The sequence below is a fragment of the Kribbella endophytica genome, from assembly GCF_054781295.1.
Window position 1 is genome coordinate 54,697 of the sequence record NZ_BAAGUR010000006.1, and the last position, 20,203, is coordinate 74,899.

Consider the following 20,203-nt stretch of genomic DNA (forward strand, 5'->3'; position numbering starts at 1 on the left):
ATGCGGGATCTGAGCGGCGTACGTCGTGTGACGCAGGACATGCTTTAGTGTCGTAGGCATGCTTCCTCGCAGGGTGGACGCCGTGGTGATCGGCTCGGGGCCTAACGGGCTGGTGAGTGCGGTTGAGCTGGCTGATGCCGGGTGGGACGTGCTGGTGCTGGAGGCCGAGGAGACCTTCGGCGGGGCGGTGCGGTCGACCACCGAGGACGGGTGGGTGAGCGACCGGTACAGCTCGAACTACCCCCTGGGGATGGCGTCGCCGGTGTTCCGGGCGATGGAGCTGGAGAAGTTCGGGCTGAAGTGGGCGCACGCGCCGCTCGCGCTCGCGCACCTGCTCGACCCGGAGACCTCCGCGGCGATCCACCCGGATCCCAACGACACGGCGGCCTCGATCGCCAAGGATCACCCGGCCGATGGCGACGCGTGGCTGGACCTGTACTCCAAGTACGTCAAGATCCGCGAACCGTTCCTGCAGTCGCTGCTCACCACCTGGCCGCCGGTCCTGCCGGCCGCGCGACTGACGCGTCGCCTCGGGTCGGCGGGAGAGCTGATCAGGTTCGCGCGGTTCATGGCGATGCCGATGCACCGGATGGCGCAGGAACTGTTCGAAGGTCCCGGCGGCCGCGCACTGCTCGCGGGGAACTCGTTCCACGCCGACGCACCGCTCAGCGGCTCGGTCAGCGGCACGATGGGCTGGCTGCTCGCGATGCTCGCGCAGGACGTCGGTTACCCGGTCGCCGAGGGTGGTTCGAGCGCCCTGTCGACCGCACTCCGTCGCCGCGCCGAACGTGCCGGCGCGCTCTTCGTCGCAGGCATGCCGGTCACCGAGATCGAACTGTCCGGCGGCCGCGCGAGCGCCGTACGGACTGCTTCCGGTGAACGCATCGCCGTCAGCCGCGCGGTGATCGGCGACGTCTCCGCCTCCACCTTGTACGACGTACTGTTGCCTGAGGCAAGTGTCCCCGCGGGTTTGCGGCGGGACCTGGCGAGCTTCGAGTGGGACTATCCGACGGTGAAGCTCAACTACCGCCTCCGCGGCCCGATCCCGTGGAACTCCGACGAGGCGCGGCAAGCCGGCGTCGTCCACCTCGGCGGTACGGCGGACGACCTGATCCACATCTCGGCCGACCTGGAGACCGGACGGTTGCCGTCGGCACCGTTCATGCTGATCGGCCAGACCACGAAGTCCGACCCGAGCCGTTCGCCGGAGGGCACCGAGGCGGTCTGGGCGTACTCGCACCTGCCGCGCGGCATCGCCGACGACGCCTCGGCCGAGAAGCTCGGCGACCGGATGGACCGGCACATCGAGCGGTACGCGCCCGGGTTCTCCGACCTGGTGATCGACCGCGACCTGCAACGCCCGTTCGACTTCGCCGGCGAGAACAGGTCCCTCGGCCTAGGCGCCCTGGGCGGCGGTACGGCGCAGCTCCACCAGCAACTCATCTTCCGCCCCACCGTCGGCCTCGGCAGCGCCCGCACCTACGTCACCGGCCTGTACCTCGGTAGCTCCGCCATCCACCCAGGCCCCGGCGTCCACGGCGCCTGCGGCCACCTAGCAGCCCGCACCGCCCTCCGCGACGCCTCCCTGCTGGGCCCGATCACCCGGGCGTTCCCCACCGCAGCCCTCCGCCGCCTCCAACGCTGACAGCCGGCTTCAAGAGGACGCGGGTCGTAGGCCGAGCCACTGGTCGGCGTCCCAGGCGTGGAAGCGCTCCAGCTCGGCAAAGCCCAGCTTTGCGGCGAGGCGCATCGAGCTGGTGTTGGCGGTTTGGGTGGCGAGGACCACCGGCTCGCCGGGGAGAACTCGGTCGAACCAGTCGAGCGCCGCAGCGCAGGCCTCGGTGGCGTAGCCGAATCCCCACGCCTGCGGCAGGAACAGGTAGCCGAGATCGACCTTCCCGACTGCGGCCGGGCGGTGCTCCGTCGCTCTCCTGAGCAGGATCTGGCCGATCATCGTTCCGTCGAGCTCGACGACGAAGCTTCCGGGCCACTGCCCGGGGATCGCCGGCATTTCGCGCTCGAGCTCGTCGCGCTGCCGAGGGCCGCCGAGATAGGTGTGGACGTCCGGCGACGACGCCAACTCGACGAAGGCCGGACGATCCCGTGCCTCGGACCCACGCAGCACCAGCCGCTCGGTCCGGATCGGTTCAGGCGGCCAGGTGACAGCTCCGAGATCGTTCACGCCCGCCAGCCAATCAGCAGCCACGCCGACGATCAAGCCACGCTCGTCCGTATAGGCTCGGAATCTATGACTGAGATCGAGCCGCTGCTGCGGGAGCTGACGCCGCAGGTGCTGGGCTTCCTCGCGCGGCGGTACGGGCAGTTCGACCTGTGCGAGGACGCCGTACAGGAGGCCCTGCTGGCGGCGGCGACGCAGTGGCCGACCGACGGCGTACCGGCGAACCCGCGAGGTTGGCTGATCACCGTCGCGACCCGTCGCCTGACCGACCAGTTCCGGAGCGAGAGCGCCCGGCGCAAGCGCGAGGACTCGGTCGCGGGCCAGGAAGAACTGGTGTCGCCCGGCGCCGACCAGGACCAGCCAGCGGAGAGCGACGACACGCTGACCCTGCTGTTCCTGTGCTGCCACCCTGCCGTCACACCGGCCTCGCAGGTCGCGCTCACGCTGCGTGCGGTCGGCGGACTCGGTACGGCGGAGATCGCGCGCGCATTTATGGTGCCTGAGGCAACGATGGCGCCGCGGATCAGCCGGGCCAAGAAGAGCATCAAGGCGGCCGGCAGTCGGTTCGTGCTGCCACCGGAGGAGGAGCGCGCGGACCGGCTGCGCGTCGTACTGCAGGTGCTCTACCTGATCTTCAACGAGGGCTACACGGCCAGCTCCGGCGAGGAGCTGCAGCGCGTCGAGCTGACCGCCGAGGCGATCCGGCTGACCCGGATGCTGCGCGAGTCGCTGCCGGACGAGGGGGAGGTCGCCGGTCTGCTCGCGCTGATGCTGCTCACCGACGCGCGACGCGCGGCCCGGGCGACGGACGACGGCGAGCTGATCCCGATCGACGAGCAGGACCGCACGCTGTGGAACCAGGAGTCCATCGAGGAGGGCGCGGCCCTGATCCTGCAGACCTTGGCCACCGGCGAGGTCGGGCCGTACCAGCTGCAGGCCGCGATCGCCGCCGTTCACGCCGAGGCACCGACGGCCGACGAGACCGACTGGCGGCAGATCCTCGCGCTGTACGTGTTGCTGGAGAAGCTCGCGCCGAACCCGATGGTCACGCTCAACCGCGCGATCGCGCTCGCCCAGGTCGAGGGCCCGCAGGCCGGGCTGGACCTGCTGGCCACGCTCGACGACAACAAGCACCTGGCCGACAACCACCGGCTGGACGCCGTACGGGCTCATCTGCTGGAGCGAGCCGGCGACCCGGCGGCTGCGCGTGAGCACTTCCTCGCGGCAGCACGCCGTACGACGAGCCTGCCGGAACAGCGCTACCTCACAGCGAAAGCCGCCGGGATCACCGACGGCTGACGCCTAGCTCCTCCTACGGGACCAGTTCGCTCTCCCGCTCAGAGGCCGCGGGAGCCCGCAGCCGGATCGCGGCCATCACCGCGCAGCCGAGGAAGATCACCGCACCCACCCCGGCCACCAGGTCCAGCCCGTTGGCGAAGGCGGCCTTGGCGACTGTCGCCAGATCCTCGCCAAGCGGCCCGGCGATCTGACCGGCCGCGACGACAGCGCCCGTCACGCTCTGCGTCGCCTGATCCGCGACGTCATCGGGCAGCCCGGCCGGCAGGTCGAGCGTGCGCCGGTAGGCCAGCGTCCCCAGGCTGCCCAGGATCGCGATGCCCAGAGCGATCCCACCCTCGCCGCTCGTCTCGTTCAGCGACGCCGCCGACCCGGCCCGCTCCGGCGGAGTGGCCGCCATCATCAGGTTCATCGTCAGCCCCATCGGCACGCCCATCCCGAACGACGTCACGACCAGTCCGGCAATCAGTACGCCGAGCCCGCCGGTGCTGTCGGTCCGGGTGACGATCAGCAGTCCCACGACGCAGACGACCAGCCCACCGGCGATCGCCGTCGACGTCTGCCAGCGCTGCGCGATCCGCGGCGCCAGGGTGAGTCCGGCGATCATGGCGAGGTTTGACGGGATCAGCCAGAGGCCTGCTTGCAGCGGCGACAGGCCCTCGACCACCTGCAGGAACAGCGCCGCCTGGAACGAGACACCGGCCATCACGACTCCACTGGCGAACATGATGCCGAGCGCCGGGCTGAACCGGGGCAGCCGGAACAGACCGAGGTCCAGCAGCGGGTGCTCGAGCCGCTGCTGCCGCCGTACGAACAGCACGCCGATCGCTACACCGCCCGCAACCGCCAGCACAGGCAGTGCAGACCAGCCGGACCGGGCCAACTCCTTCAGCCCCCAGATGAAGGGCAGGATCGTGGCCAGCGACAGCACCACGCTGGCCAGGTCGAGCCGGCCGGCCTGCGGATCCTTGTACTCCGGCAGCAGGACCGGACCGACGATCAGCAGCAGCACCATCACCGGTACGCCGAGCAGGAAGGCCGAGCCCCACCAGAAGTGCTCCAGCATGACCCCACCGACCACCGGGCCGAGCAGCATGCCGCCCATGAAGCAGCTGTACCAGAGCCCGATCGCCTGGCCCATCTGCTTCGGGTCGTGGAACATGTTGCGGATCAGGGCCATCGTCGACGGCATCAGCGTCGCACCGGCGACACCCAGCAGAGCACGGGTGGCGATCAGCATCTCCGGACTGCTGGACCACGCCGCCAGCAGCGAGGCCGCGCCGAACGCCGCACCACCGATCAGCAGCAGCTTGCGCCGACCGATCCGGTCGCCCAGCGTGCCCATGGTGACCAGGAAGCCGGCCAGCAGGAACGAGTAGATGTCCAGGATCCACAGCTGCTGGGTGCTGGTGGCACCCAGGTCGGCGCTGAGCTTCGGCAACGCCAGGTAGAGCACGCTGACGTCCAGCGACAGCAGGAGAGTCGGCAGGGCCAGTACGGCCAGGCCGATCCACTCACGTCTCGTTGCGAGCGTAGTAGTTGTGTCACTCATCGGTTCGTCCTTTCCAAGGTGGTGATCAGGTCGGTGAGCAGCAGGAGCTCGGGCCAGCCCTCCTGTACGGCGATCTGACTGACCTGTACGGCGAGTGCGAGGCCGTCGCCCCGGCCGGAGATCAGCAGCCGGGCCGGGTCGGCCTCCAGCTCGGCCGCGTGGTCCGCGGCCCAGCCGACGATCGCCCTGGCGTCTGCGAGGGCCTGGTCGTGGTCAGTGGCTGTCGGACCGGCCAGGATCACCAGACCGCCGCGTCGGCAGATCTCCCGGCACTCCTGGTCGGGGTCGTTGCTGTCGGAGCCGGGGAAGAAGACCAGCAGCGGCGGCGTCCGGTCACCACTGCGGGCCGGCCAGTAGATGCGGGCCCAGATCGGCCCGGTGGCGCCGCGCAGCTGGACCGCGGCGCTGCGAGTCACGCGTGGTGTGGTCATGGTTGCAACGCTCGCAGCGCCGACCGGGTGAAGGGAAAGGCCGATCGTGCATGGCCGTGGTGCACCATCGGCATCACCGAGCTGAGGCGCGTGGCCGGGACCTGTGGTCAGAATGGCTGGCATGAGCAACGAGTCCGCCGACGTGCTGGCGATGTCCAACACCCCGGACGCGATCGAGCTGCGGCACCTGCGCGCGTTCGTCGCGGTCGCGGAGGAGCTGAACTTCGGCCGGGCCGCGACCCGGCTGTACCTGTCCCAGCCCGCGCTGAGCCGGCAGATCCGGGCGCTGGAGCGCCTGGTCGGCTGTGACCTGCTTCGGCGGTCCACACACCGGGTGGAGCTGACACTGGCCGGTGACGCCTTGCTGGACAGGGCCCGGTCGTTGCTGACCGATCTGGACAGTGCAGTGGCGACCACCCGGTCTGTCGGTGGGGAGCTGGTCGGGCGGGCGAACCGCCTGTGGGCCCCGGTCGCGCTGGGTGCGCCGGACTCCGAGGACCTGGTGGGCATGCGTACGGCGTACGAGCAGATGTTGGCGCAGGCGCCGCTGCCGGCTGAGGCCGTCGTACTGCCTGTGAACTGCGGGGGAGTGCCGGCGCTGCAGGTGGGTGCTGATGCGGCGCTGCCGAGGGTGCTGCACCTGCACGGTGGGGGCTTCGTGCTGGGCTCGGCGTACGGGTACCGCGGGCTGGCCGGTGCGTTGGCGGAGGCGATCGGGGCCGGCGTACTGGTTCCGGACTATCGGCTGGCGCCGGAACATCCGTTCCCGGCGGCGCTGGACGATGCGCTGAGTGCCTACCTGTGGATGATCGAACAGGGCGTGCGGCCGGAAGAGATCATCTTTGCGGGAGATTCCGGTGGCGGCGGCCTGGTGGTGTCGCTGCTGATCGCGCTGCGGGACCAGGGGCATCCGCTGCCGGCCGGGGGAGTGCTGCTGTGTCCTGGGGTGGACATGGGAGCGATCGCTGACGGTACGTCGGCGCTGGCGCGGCACGAGGGCTTCTCGACGATGGCGCGGGTCGTCAACTGGTACATCGGCGACCATCCGATCGACGATCCGCTGATCGATCCGTTGATCGCCGATCTGACCGGGCTGCCGCCGCTGCTCGTCCAGATGGCGACCGGTGATCCGGTGGCGCCGGGCGCTCGGCAGCTGGTCGAGAACGCCGAGCGCGACGGGCTGCGGGTGGTGGCGGAGATGTACGCCGTGGACACGCACATCTTCCAGCTGTTCTGGTCGTTCCTGCCCGAGGCTCAGCTCGCGCTGGCCAAGATCGGGGAGTTCACCGAGGGGCTGCTGGGGCAGGGCGAGGCGCGCGAGACGGTCTGAGCCGCGCGGGACGCGCGTGGAGAACGCCGCCGCTGGGCGACGACGCGCGCCGACGACGCGGTCCGTCGGGGTTGTCCACAGCCGTCGCGTGACTTGGGTTGTAACTTCGGTTTACAGTTGCCGCATGGCGAGTGACCAAGCGGTGCGCACTGGGCGGGACGCGATCGGGTACGGCGTCGCGCTGCTCAACAAGCTGGCCAGGTCGCGGGCGCTCGACCGGCTGGGTTTGCGCAAGCGGACCGAGCGGGTGGTGTTCGAGGCGACCCGGACCGGGTTCCGCACGGCCGGGGCGCTGACCAGGAGCTTCACGGCGGCGACCAAGCTGGGCAAGCCGGCGCGACTGCCGTCGGCGAAGGGGACCGGGCGGTTCGACCTGACGCCGACCGACGACCAGCAGATGGTGGTCGGGGTGGTGACCGAGTTCGCCGCCGAGGTGCTGCGGCCGGGAGCGGCTGACGCGGACACGGCGGGGTCGACGGATGCGAAGGTGCTGGAGCAGTCCGCCGAGCTCGGGCTGAGCCTGATCGAGGTGCCGGAGGAGCTCGGCGGGATCGTCACCGAGCGGTCCGCGATGACCGGCGTACTGGTGGCCGAGGCGATGGCGCACGGCGACATGGGTCAGGCGGTCGCGTGCCTCTCGCCGGCCGCGGTCAGTACGGCGATCTCGTTGTGGGGCGACGAGACGCAGCAGGCGACGTACCTGCCGGCCTTCACCGGTGAGAACGTGCCCGCCGCCGCGCTGGCGATCGTGGAGCCGCGGCCGCTGTTCGACCCGTTCACGCTGAAGACGCGCGCGACGCGGCAACGCACCGGGTACCTGCTGAACGGCGTGAAGTCACTCGTCCCGCGCGGCGCCGAGGCTGAGGTGTTCGTGATCGCGGCCCAGTTGGAGGATCAGGGGCCGGCGCTGTTCCTGATCGAGTCGGAGCATCCCGGCGTGACGATCGAGGCCGAGCCGTCGATGGGCTTGCGGGCGGCCTCGCTCAGCCGGGTGCTGTTGGACGACGTACCGGCTGTGCAGTTGGGGACTCTGGAGGACTACGCCGAGTGCGTGCGGTTGTCGCGGCTCGGTTGGTGCGCGTTGAGTCTCGGTACGGCGAAGGCGGTGCTCGACTACGTCACGCCGTACGTGAACGAGCGGACGGCGTTCGGCGAACCGATCAGCCACCGGCAGTCGGTCGCGTTCATGGTGGCGAACATCGCGATCGAGCTGGAGGGGATGCGGCTCGTCACCTACCGGGCCGGATCGCGTGCTGAGCAAGGGCTTCCGTTCGCGCGGGAGGTCGCGCTGGCGCGGCGGCTGTGCACGGACAAGGGCATGCAGATCGGGACCGACGGCGTCCAGTTGCTCGGCGGGCACGGCTTCGTGAAGGAACACCCGGTCGAGCGGTGGTACCGCGACCTGCGGGCCGTCGGCGTGATGGAAGGTGCGGTGCTGGTCTGATGATCAACCTGGAGACGCCCCGCAAGTTCCGTGCCTTCGTCAACCAGGCGCACCAGGTCGCGGCCGAGATGCTGCGGCCGAACGCGCGCCGCTACGACCTGGCCGAGCACGAGTACCCGAAGGAGCTCGACCTGCTGGCGGCTGTTGTCGACGGGCTGGGAGCCAGTGGGACGGGGTCGGGTGCTGGGGCCGGCGGCGTACGGCGTACTGACTCCGAGGACGATGGCAAGATCAAGAACGGCTCCAACCTGTCGTCGGTGCTGTCGATCATGGAGATGTGCTGGGGTGACGTCGGCCTGCTGCTGTCGATGCCGCGGCAGGGACTGGGCAACTCGGCGATCGCATCGGTCGCCTCCGACGAGCAACTGCGGCGCTTCGACGGCGTGTGGGCCGCGATGGCGATCACCGAGCCTGGCTGCGGGTCGGACTCGGCGAACATCCAGACCACCGCGCGGCGCGACGGCGACCACCACTACGTGATCGACGGCGAGAAGATCTTCGTCACCGCGGGGGCCCGCTGCGATGCGGTGGTGGTGTGGGCGACCGTCGACAAGTCGCTCGGCCGGGCCGCGATCAAGTCGTTCGTCGTACCAAAGGACACGCCGGGGCTGACCGTCGAACGCGTCGAGCACAAGCTCGGCATCCGCTCGTCCGACACGGCCACGATCCGCCTCACCAACTGCCGCGTCCCCGCGGAGAACCTGCTCGGCTCCCCGGATGTCGACCCGGACAAGGGTTTTGCAGGCGTCATGCAGACCTTCGACAACACCCGCCCGCTGGTCGCCGCCATGGCCGTCGGCTGCGCGCGAGCCTCGCTCGAGGTGACTCGCGATCTCTTGGCGGAAGCCGGCGTCGTCGTCGACTACGACCGCCCGGTCCACCTGCAGCCGTCGGCCGCAGCAACGTTCCTCCAGCTGGAAGCCGACTGGGAATCCGCCTACCTGCTCACCCTGCAAGCCGCCTGGATGGCCGACAACGGCCGCCCCAACTCCCTGCAGGCCTCAATGGCCAAGGCCAAAGCCGGCCGCACGGCGAACGACATCACCCTGCGGTGCGTAGAACTCACCGGCTCCCTCGGCTACTCCGAACACGAACTCCTGGAGAAGTGGGCCCGAGACTCCAAGATCTTGGACATCTTCGAAGGCACCCAACAGATCCAGCAATTGATCGTCGCGCGCCGCCTCCTGGGAAAGACCTCAGCCGAGCTGAAATAGCCTTGTGGTGTGTCGTACTCGGGTCCGATCTCACCTCTGCCTTAGGCCATTAGCGCGGCGGCAGGGCCGGGGCCTGGCGTACGACGCGTGCGTCGCGTAGGCCAGGTTCGTGCCGGGCACCGAGGATCCCGGCTACATCTGCAGCGGACGGCGGGGCCGGTGAGACCCGGCGCTGTGCTCGCTGCGCTCATCGGGAGCGCCGCCGCTGGCTCGCGGTTTCCCGGTACCTGCCAGCACCCCCCGTGCTCACCACGGCCAGGACCTACGCACCAGCTATTCCTCGGACTCGTCCTGGAGCTTCTTCTTGAGGTCGTCCTTGTCGAGTGAGGAGACGCCGGAGATGTCGGCGTTGCGGGCCTGCTGCAACAGTTCGTCGCGGGTGATGTCTTCGGGCTGGTCGCCGAGGTGCTGCTTGCGGCTGGCGGCGAAGGCTTCGCCGAGCTGGGCGCGACGTTCGTCGCTGAGGTTCTTGCGCATGCCGGGGAGGACCTTGGTCTCTTCCTCTTCGACGTGGTGGGTGACGGCGTCGACGAGGTTCTGCAGGACCTTGTCGAAGGCGGCCGAGGTCGGGTCGGTCTTGCCGAGCTTCTCGAGCAGTTGGTCGGCTTCGACGTGTTCCTGCTGGCTGTGGGCCACGTCGTCGGCTTCGTCTGCCTCCTCGGCGGCGGCGGGGTAGACCGCGGACTCCTCGGCGCGGCTGTGCGCCGACAGCAGCGTGGTGAGTACCGGCACCAGGTTGGGCCGCTTCTCCGGGTTGTCCTTCAACTCGTCGAACAGCCGCTCGACCTCGCGGTGGTCCTGCATGATCAGATCGACGACATCGCCCGCCATGGTGGTGATCCCTTCTCGCTCAGGAACTGCCGGTGCGGTAACACCGGATCAGTCGGCCGGTACCCGGGTTCAACCGGCACATTCGGCCGCGATGTTGCAGAATCGTTGGCATGATCGGGGCACTGAGCAAGGACGCGGACGAGCTGGCCGAAGCACGGTCTTCATCGCCGTGCGGTCGGCCGACGGCGTACAAGTGAGCGAGCATCACTTCGAGGGCGAGCCAGGCGAGGTCGTCGAGGCAGCAACGCGTACGGCGCTCCAGCGGCTCTTGGACGCCGTTCCCACCCAACGAAGCTGAGGGCGAGCAGCTCGCGGCAGGGCGGGGCTCAGTTCTTCTTGGCGGTGGTCTCCGGTACCCCGCCAGGCGCCGTACACGCACCCGGATCCCCGGAGTGCCGAGTGGCCGAAATGCGTAGCTTTCAAGGGGTTTCCCGGCTCGGTGGATGGCTACCGGGCCGCATCGGAACTCTGGAAGGAGCTGGCATGACACACACGACGGATCACCGGACGGATACAGGCACGTCGTCCGGTACCGAGCCGGATGGCGTGGCCGGGACGGTGCGGGAAGAGGCGGGGCATCTCAAGGAGACGGCCGGCGAAGCAGCCCGTGAGGTGGCTGGTACGGCGAAGGAGAAGGCGGGCGACGTCACGTCCGACGTACGGCGTCAGACCGCTCAACTGGCCGGGCAGACCCGGGACCAGCTGGTGGAGCAGGCGGGACAGCAGAAGGATCGAGCGGCCGAGGGGCTGCGGTCGGTGGCCGACGAACTGCGTGGGATGGCCGAGCACGGGCAGTCCGGGTGGGGCGCGCAGCTGGCTGGGCACGGAGCGCAGTTCGGCAACCAGGCGGCTGATTTCCTGCAGCAGCACGAGCCGGGGGAGTTGCTGGACGAGGTACGCCGGTACGCACGCAAGCGGCCGGGAACGTTCCTGCTGGGGGCCGCTGTCCTTGGCGTGGTGGCAGGCCGGATGACGCGTGCGCTGACGGCAGACGCCAAGTCGAGCGACCCGGCTGGGGGACGGATGCAGAACGTCGCCGACAAGGCGACGCCCGATGAGTACCTCGTCCCGCCACCGCCGGTCCTGAGTGAGCCTCCGATGACGCCCGCGTCGGCACAGGGCGGCGCCCCGGCAGGGACGCCGATGGAGCGGCCCATGCCGACTCCGACGGCGCCCGATCTCGACCCGGGTGCGCCGGTGGAGCCCAGGTTCGGGCCTGGGGCGGAGCGTTGAGATGACGACCGGTGGACGTCCGTACGATGCTGATCCGCCCACGACGGATGACTCGCTGGGGAGTCTGGTCTCGCACCTGACCGACGACCTCGGCCGGCTGACCCGCCAGGAGCTCGCGTTGGCCAAGGCGGAGTTGCGGGACGAGGCGAAGAAGGCCGGCAAGGGCGCGGGGCTGCTCGGCGGTGCCGCGGTGGCCGGCTGGATGGTCGCGATCTTCTTGTCCCTGACGGCGATGTGGGCGCTCGGTGAGGTCATGCACCTGGCCTGGGCGGCCTTGATCGTGACCGCGGTCTGGGCGGTCGCCGCCGCGGTGATGGCGATGAGCGGCCGCAAGGAACTGCAGGAGTTCAACCCGAAGCCCGATCAGGCGATCGAATCTGTCAAGGAGGACGCGAAATGGCTGAAGACACAGAACAACTGAAGCGCGACATCGAGAACACCCGGCGGGATCTCGGCCGCGACGTGGACGCCTTGACCGACAAGGTCAGTCCCGGCCGGGTCGTCGGTCGCCGGGTCGACCGGGTCCGTGGTGGGTTCGGTCGGGTCAAGGAGCAGGTGATGGGTTCAGCGGACTCTGCCGGTACGACGGTGAGCGGCGCTGCGGGCTCGGCCGCGTCGACCGTGAGCGATGCGGGGAGCCGGGTCGGTGACGCCGTGAGCTCGGCGCCGGATCGTGCTCGGGCGCAAACCCGGGGCACGCCGTTGGCCGCCGGTCTGGTCGCCTTCGCCGCCGGGTGGATCGTCGCGGCCGCGCTGCCGGCCTCGACCAAGGAGCAGGAGCTGACGCACGAGGTCAAGGACAAGGCGATGGAGGCCGCGGGTCCGGTCAAGGAGCACGCGGCGCACGCCGTACAGGAGGTCAAGGAGAACCTCCAGCAACCCGCACAGGAGGCGGTCGAGCACGTACGGCAGACGGCCACCGACGCGGCGTCCACGGTGGCCGATCAGGGGCGCGAGTCGACCCAGCGGGTCGCGGACGAGTCCAAGGACTCCGCCGATCACGTCCGCCAAGCAGGCTCGCAGAGCTGATGCCGGCGAACACGAAGCCCGGCGTGCCGGGGATCGAGGCCGACAAACCGGCCGAGATCCCCGCCGCCGGGTGGTGGCAGATCCTCCGTGTACGTCGCGACGTTCGGCAGCTACGCGAAGACGTACGGGAGCCTTGCGGCGGCAGCCGGCTGAGCTGGCTCCGGCGTACGTGTTCCTGGCCTCGCAGGAGTCCAGCTACATCACTGGCGAACATCGGCGTTACCGGAGGCCAGTCGCTGCCGTAAGGGTGGCTAGTTCTTCGGGTCGTGGCCCCAGTTCATCAGGGAGTAGCGCCAGTCGGTGTCGGTGATGTCGCCGGACGGGCGTTGCTTCAGGTGGCGGTGGACGTAGCCGACGACCTTCTCCATGTGGGCGAGGTCGGCGTCGGTCAGGTCGGCCTTCTTCGTGCCGAGCAGGTCGATGATGCGGCGGCCGCTGCGGTGACCGACCGACTCCGACCCCTCGGACGACTTCTGGCCGACCTGCTTCGACTCGGCGGTGTCCAGCCACTTCTCCAACTCGGACGGCGGCATGTTCACCGCGTCACGGAAGTCGCGATAGACCTCGTCGGTGTCGTCGCTCATCAGCTGTCCTCCTTGATGGGGCGGAGGGCGGATGGTTTGTGTACGGCGGTCCGGCCGGACTTGTCGCTACGGACGAGGTACTGCGGGTCGTCCGGCGAGGCGTCGACGGTGCGTTTGCCGGCGTGGGTGCGTTCGGTGATCTTCTTTTCGACCGTGCCACGCGCCGTACCGCCGTGGCTGTCCCACTCGACCTTGTCGCCCTGCCGGAACGTTGCGGTCATGAGGAGACACCGGCGTCGGCCGATTCCGGCGGGCCGGCGGCCGGTTCCTTGCCGGAAGCCCCATCTTCTCGCTGGTCCGGTGCTGGAGACTCCGGCCGGACCGGTCCTCCGCCCAGCCTGCGGTGCATCCACCGCTGCTCTTTGTAGTCGTAGTACGTGTCGACTCCACCCACGGTCATCGTGAGGTCCTTTCGTGCACCCCGAAAGCCTGCCTTTCTCCGGACAGGCCAACCCTCCGGTACCCAGGGCAATTCGTCAGTGCGATCGGCGGAGGTCGCGGATCGTGAGCGCAGCGAGGCCTGCGAGGGTGCAGCCGGCGGCTGAGAGCGCGAGGATCGCCGGGGGTGAGAGGTGGTCGATGCCCAAGGCCCCTACGGCGGCTCCCAGGCCCGAAGCGATCGACAGCGCGGCCACCGAGAACGCCTCCGGCAACGGAAGGAAGCCTGATCGCCACCACCAGCAGGGCCGTCTCCGGCCCGGACCAGCCTTGCGGGCCCGCACTCCACAAGAGGATGAACATCAAGAAGTTGTCGGCGGTCGACGCCAGGGTCCAGCCCGCTGCCAGCCGGTGCATCGCGGGCGGCAGCGAGGTGCTCGTGGCGGGCGCGGCGACACTCATGTGTGTTCCACGGACTCCGACACCGGACACTTCGTGCAGGCCGTCCAGTCGCACAAACGGCAGGTCGTGTTCGGTCTATCGGGCCAGCGCGTTGAGTACGTCGGTGAGTTGCTTCTCGGTGTCGTTGCCGACCTTTTCGAAGACGAGCTTGGCCAAGGGGTTGGCGAGTTTGGCGGCGCCCTGGAAATCGATCGTGTTGGTGTAGGTGATGCTCGATCCGGTGCCGCGGGGGGTGACCTCGATGGTCTCGGTCGAGGTGGCGGTGTCGTTGCGGCCGACCAGGACGACGCGGTTTCCGGCCAGTCCTTCGAGGGTGTAGGTCAGTTCGGTGCTGACGCCGGCGATCTTCGAGGTGTTGTGCCACGAGGCGCCGACCTTGACCGGTCCGTCGTCGTTGCGGGTACAGCGCTCGGTCCCGGGATCCCACTGCTCGGCGTTGCCGAAGTCGGCCAGGTACGGGACGACGACCTCAGGGGTCGCGTCGACGGTGAAGGTGCGCGAAACGGCGGGCACGGAGTCAACTCTCTTTCGAAGGCGGGGAGGCAAGATCATCAGCTGGGTCGAAGACGTTGCCGGGAGTCGGATCGGTGGGTGTACGGGACAGACCGAGCCGCTTCATCAACGGGACGACCAGGACGTCGTACACGGCTGGGACGAAGCGGAAGCCGAAGACCATCAGGGCGTTGGCCGGGCCGACCGAGAGTTCTCGGCGGGGGCGACGGGTCAGGGACAGGATCGCCTTGGTGACCTTGTCGACGTCGCTGACCGGCGGAGGCGGTTGGCCGACGCGGCCGATGTAATTGCCGGCGCGTTGGTAGACAGGGGTGTCGATGCTGCCGGGGGACACCAGGCTGACCTCGACGCCGGGGATGGACCTGACCTCCGCCTGCAAGGCGCGGGCCAGGCCGTGGACGGCCCATTTGCTCATCACGTACGAGCTCATGAACGGCGGCGCCATCTTGCCGATGACCGACCCGACGAGGATCAGGTGTCCTCCGCCCTGTTCGGTGAACCTCTGGAGCGCTGTGCGAGCGACGTTGACGGTGCCGTCGATGTCGACGCGTAGGACGCGTTCGAAGACCTCGGGCGGAACCTGCGCGAACTCGCCGTACGCCATCACGGCCGCGCAGTGCAGCAGTACGTCGATGCGCCCGCAGCGCGCGACGGTCAGTTCCACCAGTACCTCGACCTGTTTGGCGTCGGACACATCGGTCGGCGCGACAACCGCGTCACCACCCAGGTCGCGGCACTCGGCAGCGACCCGGTCGAGGCTGGACCGGGACCGCCCGGCCAGTACGACGGTGTCGCCGCGCTCGGCGAGCGCCAGGGCCGCAGCCCGGCCGATGCCGCTCGACGCGCCGGTGATCGCGACGATCACGCCTGACGTCCCTCGGCGATCAGGCGCAGCCGACGCAGCGTCTCGGTGTTGCGCAGGCTCAGGACCGGGTCGATCAGCGGCTGAGGGATCAGTGCGGCAGGCCCCTTCACGGCGTGTTCGCGCATCACCAGATGGCATCCGCCGTCCTTCTCGGTCGCCTCGAACTCGACCTGGCCTTCACCGGTCGGCCAGGCGCGGACCCGGAGCCGCAGGAAGGCGCCCGGGACGAACTCCTCGACCGTGGTGGTGTCGTCGATGAGCAGCGGCCAGGTCCCGACCGAGTGGTGGATGCTGAAACCGGGCTGCGGCCACTCGGCGTCGACGTCCCGGACCCGGGACGCACCGACCACCCATCCGGCGTACGACCAGCCGTCGGTCAGGACGGCAAAGACCTCGTCGACAGATGCGTGGATCATGCACTCGTTCTCGCTCATCCCTGACCAGTACCCATCGCGCATGAGTCGACGGCTCGTGGACACCGGGCCGTCATGACAGACGCGATCGTGATCGGCGGCGGCCCGAACGGGCTGGTCGCGGCCAACCTGCTCGCCGACCAGGGCTGGGAGGTGGTCCTCCTCGAGGCGAACGAGCAGGTCGGCGGCGCCGTCCGCAGCGCCGAGGACGTCGCGGACGGGTTCGTCCACGACACCTTCAGCTCGTTCTACCCGCTGGCCGCGGTCTCGCCGACGATCCAGGCGCTGGGCTTGCACGAGTGGGGGCTGGAGTGGTCCAACGCGCCCGCTCCCGTCGGCAACCCGATGACCGACGGTGGTTGGGCGATCGTGCACAACGACCCCTTCGACACCGCCGCGGCGCTGGACAAGATGGCGCCGGGTGACGGTGAGCGGTGGTTGGAGATGTACGACGACTGGCGCCGGATCCAGCGCGGGATGGTCGGGCTGCTGCTCGACCCGTTCCCGCCGGTGCGCTCGGGGGCCGCGCTGGCGCGGCATCTGCTCGGGCGGCGGGGCCTGGAGCGGGTCCGGCTGCTCGCGTCGTCGGTTCGGTCTTTGGGGGACAGGAGCTTCCAGGGCGACGCGGCGAAGATGTTGCTCGCAACGAACGCGCAGCATGCGGATATCAGTCCCGAGTCGGCCGGCTCCGGGCTGATGGGGTGGCTGCTGGTGATGCTCGGGCAGCAGTTCGGTTACCCCGTCCCGCGCGGTGGGGCCGGTCAGTTGAGCCTGGCGCTGGCTCGGCGGTTCGAGGCGCGCGGTGGGGTGATCCGCTGCGGCGAGCGAGTCACCGGCCTCGACGTCAGCGGCGGTCGCGTGACCGGCGTACGGACGGCGGACGAGCTCTTGCCCGTACGACGTGCTGTGCTCGCTGATGTGTCGGCGCCCGCCTTGTACGGCGAACTGCTGCCGGCCGACGCGGTCCCGGCGCGGGTGAAACGGGCGCTGCGCGGGTTCGAGTGGGATCCGGGGACGGTGAAGGTCGACTGGGCCCTCGACGGGGTGATCCCGTGGCAGGAGAAGCCCTCGGCGTCGCCGGGAACGGTTCATCTCGCCGACTCGGTGGACTCGCTCAGCCTCGCGGCAGCGCAGATCGCGGCGGGTAGGGTCCCGGACGAGCCGTTCTTGCTGATGGGTCAGATGACGACGGCCGATCCCTCGCGATCGCCCGCCGGGACGGAGGCGGTCTGGGCCTACACGCACGTCCCGCAGCGGATCCGTGGCGACGCGGACTTCACCGGCGCATGGAATGCCGACGAGGTCGAACGCTTCGCCGATCGCATCCAGGACCAGGTCGAACGGGCGGCGCCCGGCTTCGCCAGCCGGATCATCCGGCGCCGAATCCTTGCGCCTGCTGACCTCGAGTCCCGCAACGCCAACCTGGTCGGTGGTGCCGTGAACGGAGGCACCGCGGCACTTCACCAGCAGCTCGTCTTCCGCCCGATCCCGGGGCTCGGTCGCGCGGAAACCCCGGTCAAGGGCCTCTACCTCGCTTCGGCCTCCGCTCACCCTGGTGGCGGAGTCCATGGCGCGTGCGGGTCCAATGCCGCGCGTGCCGCACTCCTCCATGCGCGCATCGCGCGTCGGTGACCTGGCCGTGATCGGGAAGGCCGGGCTCGGGACGCCGCACATGGACGACAACACCAGGCTCTGTACGGCGACCGCCGCCGCGGCGCTCAAGGAGACCTTCGGGTCGAACGGGCAGCCGAGCAGCTACAACGACATCGAGTCGACGAACTCGCGCGGCTGTGGAACGTCGAACGGCTGGTGATTCCGCACTGGGCACCGCCGACGCACGCGATGCAGCTGTGGCGGTACGTCGAGCAGGGGTCGATCGACTTCCTCTGGATTTCGGCCACGAATCCGGCGGTGTCGCTGCCGGAGCTGCCGCGGATCCGGGAGATCCTTGCCCAAGACAACCTTTTCCTCGTCGTACAGGACGGCTTCCTGACCGAGACCGCCCAGTACGCCGACGTGGTGCTGCCGGTGGGGATGTGGGGCGAGAAGCAGGGGACGTTCACGAACGCGAGCCGGACCGTGCACCTGTCGGAGCAGGCCGTCGAGCCGCCGGGGGAGGCGCGCAGCGATCTGGCGATCTTCCTCGACTACGCGCGGCGGATGGACTTCCGTGACAAGGACGGGGAACCGCTGATCGCGACGACCGGGCGGTCGACGTACCAGTTCCACACCCGGACCAAGACGGGTCGCTCGCGGCGGCTGCGGGACGCGGCGCCGTCGGTGTGGGTGGAGCTGTCGAAGGCGGACGCCAACGAGCTCGGTGTTGCCGAGGGCGACGAAGTGCGGGTCGAGTCGGCGCGCGGGTCGATGGTCGGGCCGGCGCGGATCGGGGAGGGACGTGACGGGGTGGTGTTCGTGCCGTTCCACTACGGCAGCGCCGTCGAGCCGACGGCAGCCAACGAGTTCACGTTGACCGAGTGGGATCCGGTGTCGAAGCAACCGACCTTCAAGTGGTCGGCGGTCCGGGTGAGCAAGGAGGACTGATGCATCTCGCGAGCTATCTCGGCCTGCTGCGCGACTCGGAGCAGGCGCTGGGCGACGCGTTCCGGATGGTTGCCGAGCACCACAAGGACGAGCCGGACGTCGAGCATCTGTGCACTGGACCGTTGTCGAGCAGGCAGCCCAAGGGCTTCGGGACCAGGAGCTGCTGGATGTCATCGAAGCCTGCGAGCGGGAGACGACCCAGCAGCTGACCTGGCTCCTGACCTGGATCAAACAGGCGGCACCGCAGGCCCTGATCGCGGCCCGGTGAACCGCTGGTTCGGCCTGGGTACTGGCAGGTATGGATGACACACCTCGCAGTGTCTGGCTCGCTACAGCTGCCATGCCTCGCTTCGCGCCGGCGAGCGGCGAGCTGGCGGCCGACGTCGTGGTGATCGGCGCCGGCGTGGTCGGACTGTCGACCGCGCTGATGCTGGCCGATGACGGCGCCGACGTGATCGTGCTCGAAGCACATGGCGTCGGGGCCCGGACGAGCGGGCACACGACGGGCAAGGTGACGTCCCAGCACGGCGCGATCTACACCGAGCTGGTCAGCAGGCACGGACGGAACAAGGCTGCTCTGTACGGCGCGGCCAACGAGGCCGCGATGATGCAGATCGTCAGCCTGGTGGAAGCGCTGGCGATCGACTGCGAGCTGACCACGGCGCCGTCGTACGCCTACAGCACCGATCCCGGTCGCCTCGAGTGGCTGAAGAAGGAGGTCGCGACGGCTGCTGATCTCGGTCTGCCGGCCACCTTGGCCGGACCGAACGAGGTCGGTGTTCCGGGTGCGGCGGCGGGCGTGCGGTTCGGCGAGCAGCTCCATCTTCATCCGGCGAAGTACCTGGCGGGTCTGGCTGCGGCGTTCGTGGAACGCGGCGGCCGGATCTACGACCGGACGAGGGTGGTCGACGTCGATTCCAGGACCGACGGCGTGGTGGTCAGCACCGAGGCGGGCGCGACCGTCAGCGCCGGTCATGCGGTGATGGCGACGCTTTCACCCCTCGGCGTCACGGGCGGATTCTTCGCGCGAGTACGACCGCGCCGGTCGTCGGGCATCGCCGTACGGCTGCCTGTCCAGGCGCCGCCCGGGATGGCGATCACTGTCGACGATCCGGTCCGTTCGACCCGGCCTTGGCCTGGTGGGGGACCGAACGGGTTGATCGTGGTCGGTTCAGGCCCCGCCACCACGAGCCCGAGCGATGCCGACAGCAACGCGCAGGCCGATACCGGTGCGAACGAAGAGGCCCTGCTGAACTGGGTCCGCTCGACCTGGGACACCGGCGCGATCACAGCGGAGTACTCCTGGTCGGCCCACGACTACAGCACACCCGATCTCCTCCCGTACGTCGGAAGTGTCCCCGGCAGCGACCGGGTTCTCGTCGCGACCGGCATGAACAAGTGGGGACTCACCCAGGGAACGATCGCCGCCGAGATCCTCTCCGACCAGATCGCGGGCCACGCCAACCCGTACGTCGACCTCTACAACTCGACGAGGATCGGCGGGCCGGCTGCTGTCGCTGCTCTGATCAAGGGCAATCTTGCCGTCGGCAAGGATTTCGCGACCGGTCACGTCAAGCGCCTCACCGGCGGCGCCGATCATCTCGAGCCCGGCGACGGCGGCCTGCTCGACCACGAGGGCGCCACGGTCGGCGCCTACCGCGATGCGTCGGGCGAACTGCACCTGGTGAAGCCGGTCTGCACTCACCTGGGCTGCGCGCTGATCTGGAACCGCGCCGAGACGACTTGGGACTGCTCCTGCCACGGCTCCCGCTTCACCCCGGACGGCGCCGTACTCGACAGCCCGGCCACCACGCCGCTTCATCCTCCCGAGTAGAAGCAGCGGTACGCCGCCGACGGTGTCGAACTTATGCGAAAGTCATTCGGAGATCCGACCATCCGTCCGCG

Annotated in this window: 24 protein-coding genes; 13 read left to right on the plus strand and 11 right to left on the minus strand. The window is 69.4% G+C overall.

The window, feature by feature from the left end:
* The first annotated feature begins 58 nt into the window (after positions 1–58).
* On the plus strand, positions 59–1,645 hold the full coding sequence (locus ACYVIO_RS38235) for a phytoene desaturase family protein (RefSeq protein WP_460655892.1): 1,587 nt from the start codon (positions 59–61) through the stop codon (positions 1,643–1,645).
* Between the two features lie 9 nt (positions 1,646–1,654).
* Here ACYVIO_RS38235 and ACYVIO_RS38240 read toward each other — a convergent pair whose 3' ends face one another.
* The gene (locus tag ACYVIO_RS38240; RefSeq protein WP_460655893.1) at positions 1,655–2,182 is read right to left on the minus strand and encodes a GNAT family N-acetyltransferase; all 528 of its coding nucleotides are present in this window, start codon (positions 2,180–2,182) and stop codon (positions 1,655–1,657) included.
* A gap of 66 nt (positions 2,183–2,248) precedes the next feature.
* Here ACYVIO_RS38240 and ACYVIO_RS38245 point away from each other — a divergent pair, with 66 nt between their 5' ends.
* Positions 2,249–3,478 (plus strand): RNA polymerase sigma factor, encoded by a 1,230-nt coding sequence (locus ACYVIO_RS38245; protein ID WP_460655894.1) that lies wholly within the window; start codon positions 2,249–2,251, stop codon positions 3,476–3,478.
* Positions 3,479–3,491: 13 nt separating this feature from the next.
* On the opposite strand, the gene ACYVIO_RS38250 is transcribed toward ACYVIO_RS38245, so the two are convergent.
* Together ACYVIO_RS38250 and ACYVIO_RS38255 are read right to left on the minus strand one after the other, a co-directional pair.
* Entirely contained in the window at positions 3,492–5,027 is a 1,536-nt protein-coding gene (locus ACYVIO_RS38250) for an MFS transporter (protein WP_460655895.1), read from the minus strand.
* On the minus strand, positions 5,024–5,458 hold the full coding sequence (locus ACYVIO_RS38255; protein WP_460655896.1) for an alpha/beta hydrolase: 435 nt from the start codon (positions 5,456–5,458) through the stop codon (positions 5,024–5,026). The genes ACYVIO_RS38250 and ACYVIO_RS38255 overlap by 4 nt, the downstream gene beginning before the upstream one ends.
* Before the next feature lie 121 nt (positions 5,459–5,579).
* Between ACYVIO_RS38255 and ACYVIO_RS38260 the strand changes: the two genes are divergently transcribed.
* The 3 genes from ACYVIO_RS38260 to ACYVIO_RS38270 all read left to right on the plus strand — a co-directional run bounded on the left by ACYVIO_RS38260 (position 5,580) and on the right by ACYVIO_RS38270 (position 9,446).
* Positions 5,580–6,788, plus strand: a complete 1,209-nt coding sequence (locus ACYVIO_RS38260; protein ID WP_460655897.1) for an alpha/beta hydrolase fold domain-containing protein — start codon at positions 5,580–5,582, stop codon at positions 6,786–6,788.
* 124 nt (positions 6,789–6,912) lie between these two features.
* Positions 6,913–8,232: an acyl-CoA dehydrogenase family protein gene (locus ACYVIO_RS38265; RefSeq protein ID WP_460655898.1), complete on the plus strand. Its 1,320-nt coding sequence runs from the start codon at positions 6,913–6,915 to the stop codon at positions 8,230–8,232.
* On the plus strand, positions 8,232–9,446 hold the full coding sequence (locus ACYVIO_RS38270; RefSeq protein WP_460655899.1) for an acyl-CoA dehydrogenase family protein: 1,215 nt from the start codon (positions 8,232–8,234) through the stop codon (positions 9,444–9,446). Before ACYVIO_RS38265 ends, ACYVIO_RS38270 begins: the two co-directional genes overlap by 1 nt.
* Positions 9,447–9,719: 273 nt before the next feature.
* On the opposite strand, the gene ACYVIO_RS38275 is transcribed toward ACYVIO_RS38270, so the two are convergent.
* Positions 9,720–10,277, minus strand: coding sequence for a hemerythrin domain-containing protein (locus tag ACYVIO_RS38275; protein ID WP_460655900.1), 558 nt, complete (start codon positions 10,275–10,277; stop codon positions 9,720–9,722).
* Positions 10,278–10,760: 483 nt separating this feature from the next.
* Here ACYVIO_RS38275 and ACYVIO_RS38280 point away from each other — a divergent pair, with 483 nt between their 5' ends.
* The 3 genes from ACYVIO_RS38280 to ACYVIO_RS38290 are packed head-to-tail and all read left to right on the plus strand — an operon-like array spanning position 10,761 to position 12,539.
* Positions 10,761–11,510, plus strand: coding sequence for a hypothetical protein (locus tag ACYVIO_RS38280; RefSeq protein WP_460655901.1), 750 nt, complete (start codon positions 10,761–10,763; stop codon positions 11,508–11,510).
* A 1-nt stretch (position 11,511) separates the two neighbouring features.
* Positions 11,512–11,931 (plus strand): phage holin family protein, encoded by a 420-nt coding sequence (locus tag ACYVIO_RS38285; RefSeq protein ID WP_460655902.1) that lies wholly within the window; start codon positions 11,512–11,514, stop codon positions 11,929–11,931.
* Positions 11,907–12,539, plus strand: a complete 633-nt coding sequence (locus ACYVIO_RS38290; RefSeq protein WP_460655903.1) for a DUF3618 domain-containing protein — start codon at positions 11,907–11,909, stop codon at positions 12,537–12,539. Before ACYVIO_RS38285 ends, ACYVIO_RS38290 begins: the two co-directional genes overlap by 25 nt.
* A gap of 251 nt (positions 12,540–12,790) precedes the next feature.
* Here ACYVIO_RS38290 and ACYVIO_RS38295 read toward each other — a convergent pair whose 3' ends face one another.
* From ACYVIO_RS38295 to ACYVIO_RS38325, 7 genes are all read right to left on the minus strand, one after another.
* On the minus strand, positions 12,791–13,123 hold the full coding sequence (locus tag ACYVIO_RS38295) for a DUF3140 domain-containing protein (RefSeq protein WP_460655904.1): 333 nt from the start codon (positions 13,121–13,123) through the stop codon (positions 12,791–12,793).
* Positions 13,123–13,344, minus strand: a complete 222-nt coding sequence (locus ACYVIO_RS38300; protein ID WP_460655905.1) for a hypervirulence associated TUDOR domain-containing protein — start codon at positions 13,342–13,344, stop codon at positions 13,123–13,125. The genes ACYVIO_RS38295 and ACYVIO_RS38300 overlap by 1 nt, the downstream gene beginning before the upstream one ends.
* The gene (locus tag ACYVIO_RS38305) at positions 13,341–13,523 is read right to left on the minus strand and encodes a hypothetical protein (protein ID WP_460655906.1); all 183 of its coding nucleotides are present in this window, start codon (positions 13,521–13,523) and stop codon (positions 13,341–13,343) included. Before ACYVIO_RS38305 ends, ACYVIO_RS38300 begins: the two co-directional genes overlap by 4 nt.
* A 76-nt stretch (positions 13,524–13,599) precedes the next feature.
* Positions 13,600–13,776 carry a hypothetical protein gene (locus ACYVIO_RS38310; RefSeq protein WP_460655907.1) on the minus strand — a complete coding sequence of 59 codons (177 nt, stop codon included), beginning with the start codon at positions 13,774–13,776 and terminating at the stop codon, positions 13,600–13,602.
* A 262-nt stretch (positions 13,777–14,038) separates the two neighbouring features.
* Entirely contained in the window at positions 14,039–14,476 is a 438-nt protein-coding gene (locus ACYVIO_RS38315) for an SRPBCC family protein (protein WP_460655908.1), read from the minus strand.
* 4 nt (positions 14,477–14,480) lie between these two features.
* A complete protein-coding gene (locus ACYVIO_RS38320) occupies positions 14,481–15,341 on the minus strand; it encodes an SDR family NAD(P)-dependent oxidoreductase (RefSeq protein WP_460655909.1) in 861 nt (286 codons plus the stop codon).
* Complete coding sequence (locus tag ACYVIO_RS38325; RefSeq protein ID WP_460655910.1) at positions 15,338–15,757, minus strand: SRPBCC family protein; 420 nt, start codon at positions 15,755–15,757, stop codon at positions 15,338–15,340. Before ACYVIO_RS38325 ends, ACYVIO_RS38320 begins: the two co-directional genes overlap by 4 nt.
* A 72-nt stretch (positions 15,758–15,829) precedes the next feature.
* Here ACYVIO_RS38325 and ACYVIO_RS38330 point away from each other — a divergent pair, with 72 nt between their 5' ends.
* The 5 genes from ACYVIO_RS38330 to ACYVIO_RS38350 all read left to right on the plus strand — a co-directional run bounded on the left by ACYVIO_RS38330 (position 15,830) and on the right by ACYVIO_RS38350 (position 20,132).
* Positions 15,830–17,386, plus strand: a complete 1,557-nt coding sequence (locus ACYVIO_RS38330; protein ID WP_460655911.1) for a phytoene desaturase family protein — start codon at positions 15,830–15,832, stop codon at positions 17,384–17,386.
* On the plus strand, positions 17,364–17,567 hold the full coding sequence (locus tag ACYVIO_RS38335; RefSeq protein ID WP_460655912.1) for a hypothetical protein: 204 nt from the start codon (positions 17,364–17,366) through the stop codon (positions 17,565–17,567). The genes ACYVIO_RS38330 and ACYVIO_RS38335 overlap by 23 nt, the downstream gene beginning before the upstream one ends.
* Positions 17,564–18,298 carry a molybdopterin oxidoreductase family protein gene (locus ACYVIO_RS38340; protein WP_460655913.1) on the plus strand — a complete coding sequence of 245 codons (735 nt, stop codon included), beginning with the start codon at positions 17,564–17,566 and terminating at the stop codon, positions 18,296–18,298. Before ACYVIO_RS38335 ends, ACYVIO_RS38340 begins: the two co-directional genes overlap by 4 nt.
* The gene (locus ACYVIO_RS38345; protein WP_460655914.1) at positions 18,298–18,507 is read left to right on the plus strand and encodes a hypothetical protein; all 210 of its coding nucleotides are present in this window, start codon (positions 18,298–18,300) and stop codon (positions 18,505–18,507) included. The genes ACYVIO_RS38340 and ACYVIO_RS38345 overlap by 1 nt, the downstream gene beginning before the upstream one ends.
* A gap of 131 nt (positions 18,508–18,638) precedes the next feature.
* A complete protein-coding gene (locus ACYVIO_RS38350; RefSeq protein ID WP_460655915.1) occupies positions 18,639–20,132 on the plus strand; it encodes an FAD-dependent oxidoreductase in 1,494 nt (497 codons plus the stop codon).
* Positions 20,133–20,203: the final 71 nt, after the last annotated feature.

What these genes read in the sequence shown, in the direction of transcription:
- ACYVIO_RS38235 (WP_460655892.1), top strand. Translation starts at nt 59, where the DNA reads ATGCTTCCTCGCAGGGTGGACGCCGTGGTGATCGGCTCGGGGCCTAAC.
- ACYVIO_RS38245 (WP_460655894.1), top strand. Translation starts at nt 2,249, where the DNA reads ATGACTGAGATCGAGCCGCTGCTGCGGGAGCTGACGCCGCAGGTGCTG.
- ACYVIO_RS38250 (WP_460655895.1), bottom strand. Translation starts at nt 5,027, where the DNA reads ATGAGTGACACAACTACTACGCTCGCAACGAGACGTGAGTGGATCGGC.
- ACYVIO_RS38255 (WP_460655896.1), bottom strand. Translation starts at nt 5,458, where the DNA reads ATGACCACACCACGCGTGACTCGCAGCGCCGCGGTCCAGCTGCGCGGC.
- ACYVIO_RS38260 (WP_460655897.1), top strand. Translation starts at nt 5,580, where the DNA reads ATGAGCAACGAGTCCGCCGACGTGCTGGCGATGTCCAACACCCCGGAC.
- ACYVIO_RS38265 (WP_460655898.1), top strand. Translation starts at nt 6,913, where the DNA reads ATGGCGAGTGACCAAGCGGTGCGCACTGGGCGGGACGCGATCGGGTAC.
- ACYVIO_RS38270 (WP_460655899.1), top strand. Translation starts at nt 8,232, where the DNA reads ATGATCAACCTGGAGACGCCCCGCAAGTTCCGTGCCTTCGTCAACCAG.
- ACYVIO_RS38275 (WP_460655900.1), bottom strand. Translation starts at nt 10,277, where the DNA reads ATGGCGGGCGATGTCGTCGATCTGATCATGCAGGACCACCGCGAGGTC.
- ACYVIO_RS38280 (WP_460655901.1), top strand. Translation starts at nt 10,761, where the DNA reads ATGACACACACGACGGATCACCGGACGGATACAGGCACGTCGTCCGGT.
- ACYVIO_RS38285 (WP_460655902.1), top strand. Translation starts at nt 11,512, where the DNA reads ATGACGACCGGTGGACGTCCGTACGATGCTGATCCGCCCACGACGGAT.
- ACYVIO_RS38290 (WP_460655903.1), top strand. Translation starts at nt 11,907, where the DNA reads ATGGCTGAAGACACAGAACAACTGAAGCGCGACATCGAGAACACCCGG.
- ACYVIO_RS38295 (WP_460655904.1), bottom strand. Translation starts at nt 13,123, where the DNA reads ATGAGCGACGACACCGACGAGGTCTATCGCGACTTCCGTGACGCGGTG.
- ACYVIO_RS38300 (WP_460655905.1), bottom strand. Translation starts at nt 13,344, where the DNA reads ATGACCGCAACGTTCCGGCAGGGCGACAAGGTCGAGTGGGACAGCCAC.
- ACYVIO_RS38305 (WP_460655906.1), bottom strand. Translation starts at nt 13,523, where the DNA reads ATGACCGTGGGTGGAGTCGACACGTACTACGACTACAAAGAGCAGCGG.
- ACYVIO_RS38325 (WP_460655910.1), bottom strand. Translation starts at nt 15,757, where the DNA reads ATGATCCACGCATCTGTCGACGAGGTCTTTGCCGTCCTGACCGACGGC.
- ACYVIO_RS38330 (WP_460655911.1), top strand. Translation starts at nt 15,830, where the DNA reads ATGACAGACGCGATCGTGATCGGCGGCGGCCCGAACGGGCTGGTCGCG.
- ACYVIO_RS38335 (WP_460655912.1), top strand. Translation starts at nt 17,364, where the DNA reads ATGCGCGCATCGCGCGTCGGTGACCTGGCCGTGATCGGGAAGGCCGGG.
- ACYVIO_RS38345 (WP_460655914.1), top strand. Translation starts at nt 18,298, where the DNA reads ATGCATCTCGCGAGCTATCTCGGCCTGCTGCGCGACTCGGAGCAGGCG.
- ACYVIO_RS38350 (WP_460655915.1), top strand. Translation starts at nt 18,639, where the DNA reads ATGCCTCGCTTCGCGCCGGCGAGCGGCGAGCTGGCGGCCGACGTCGTG.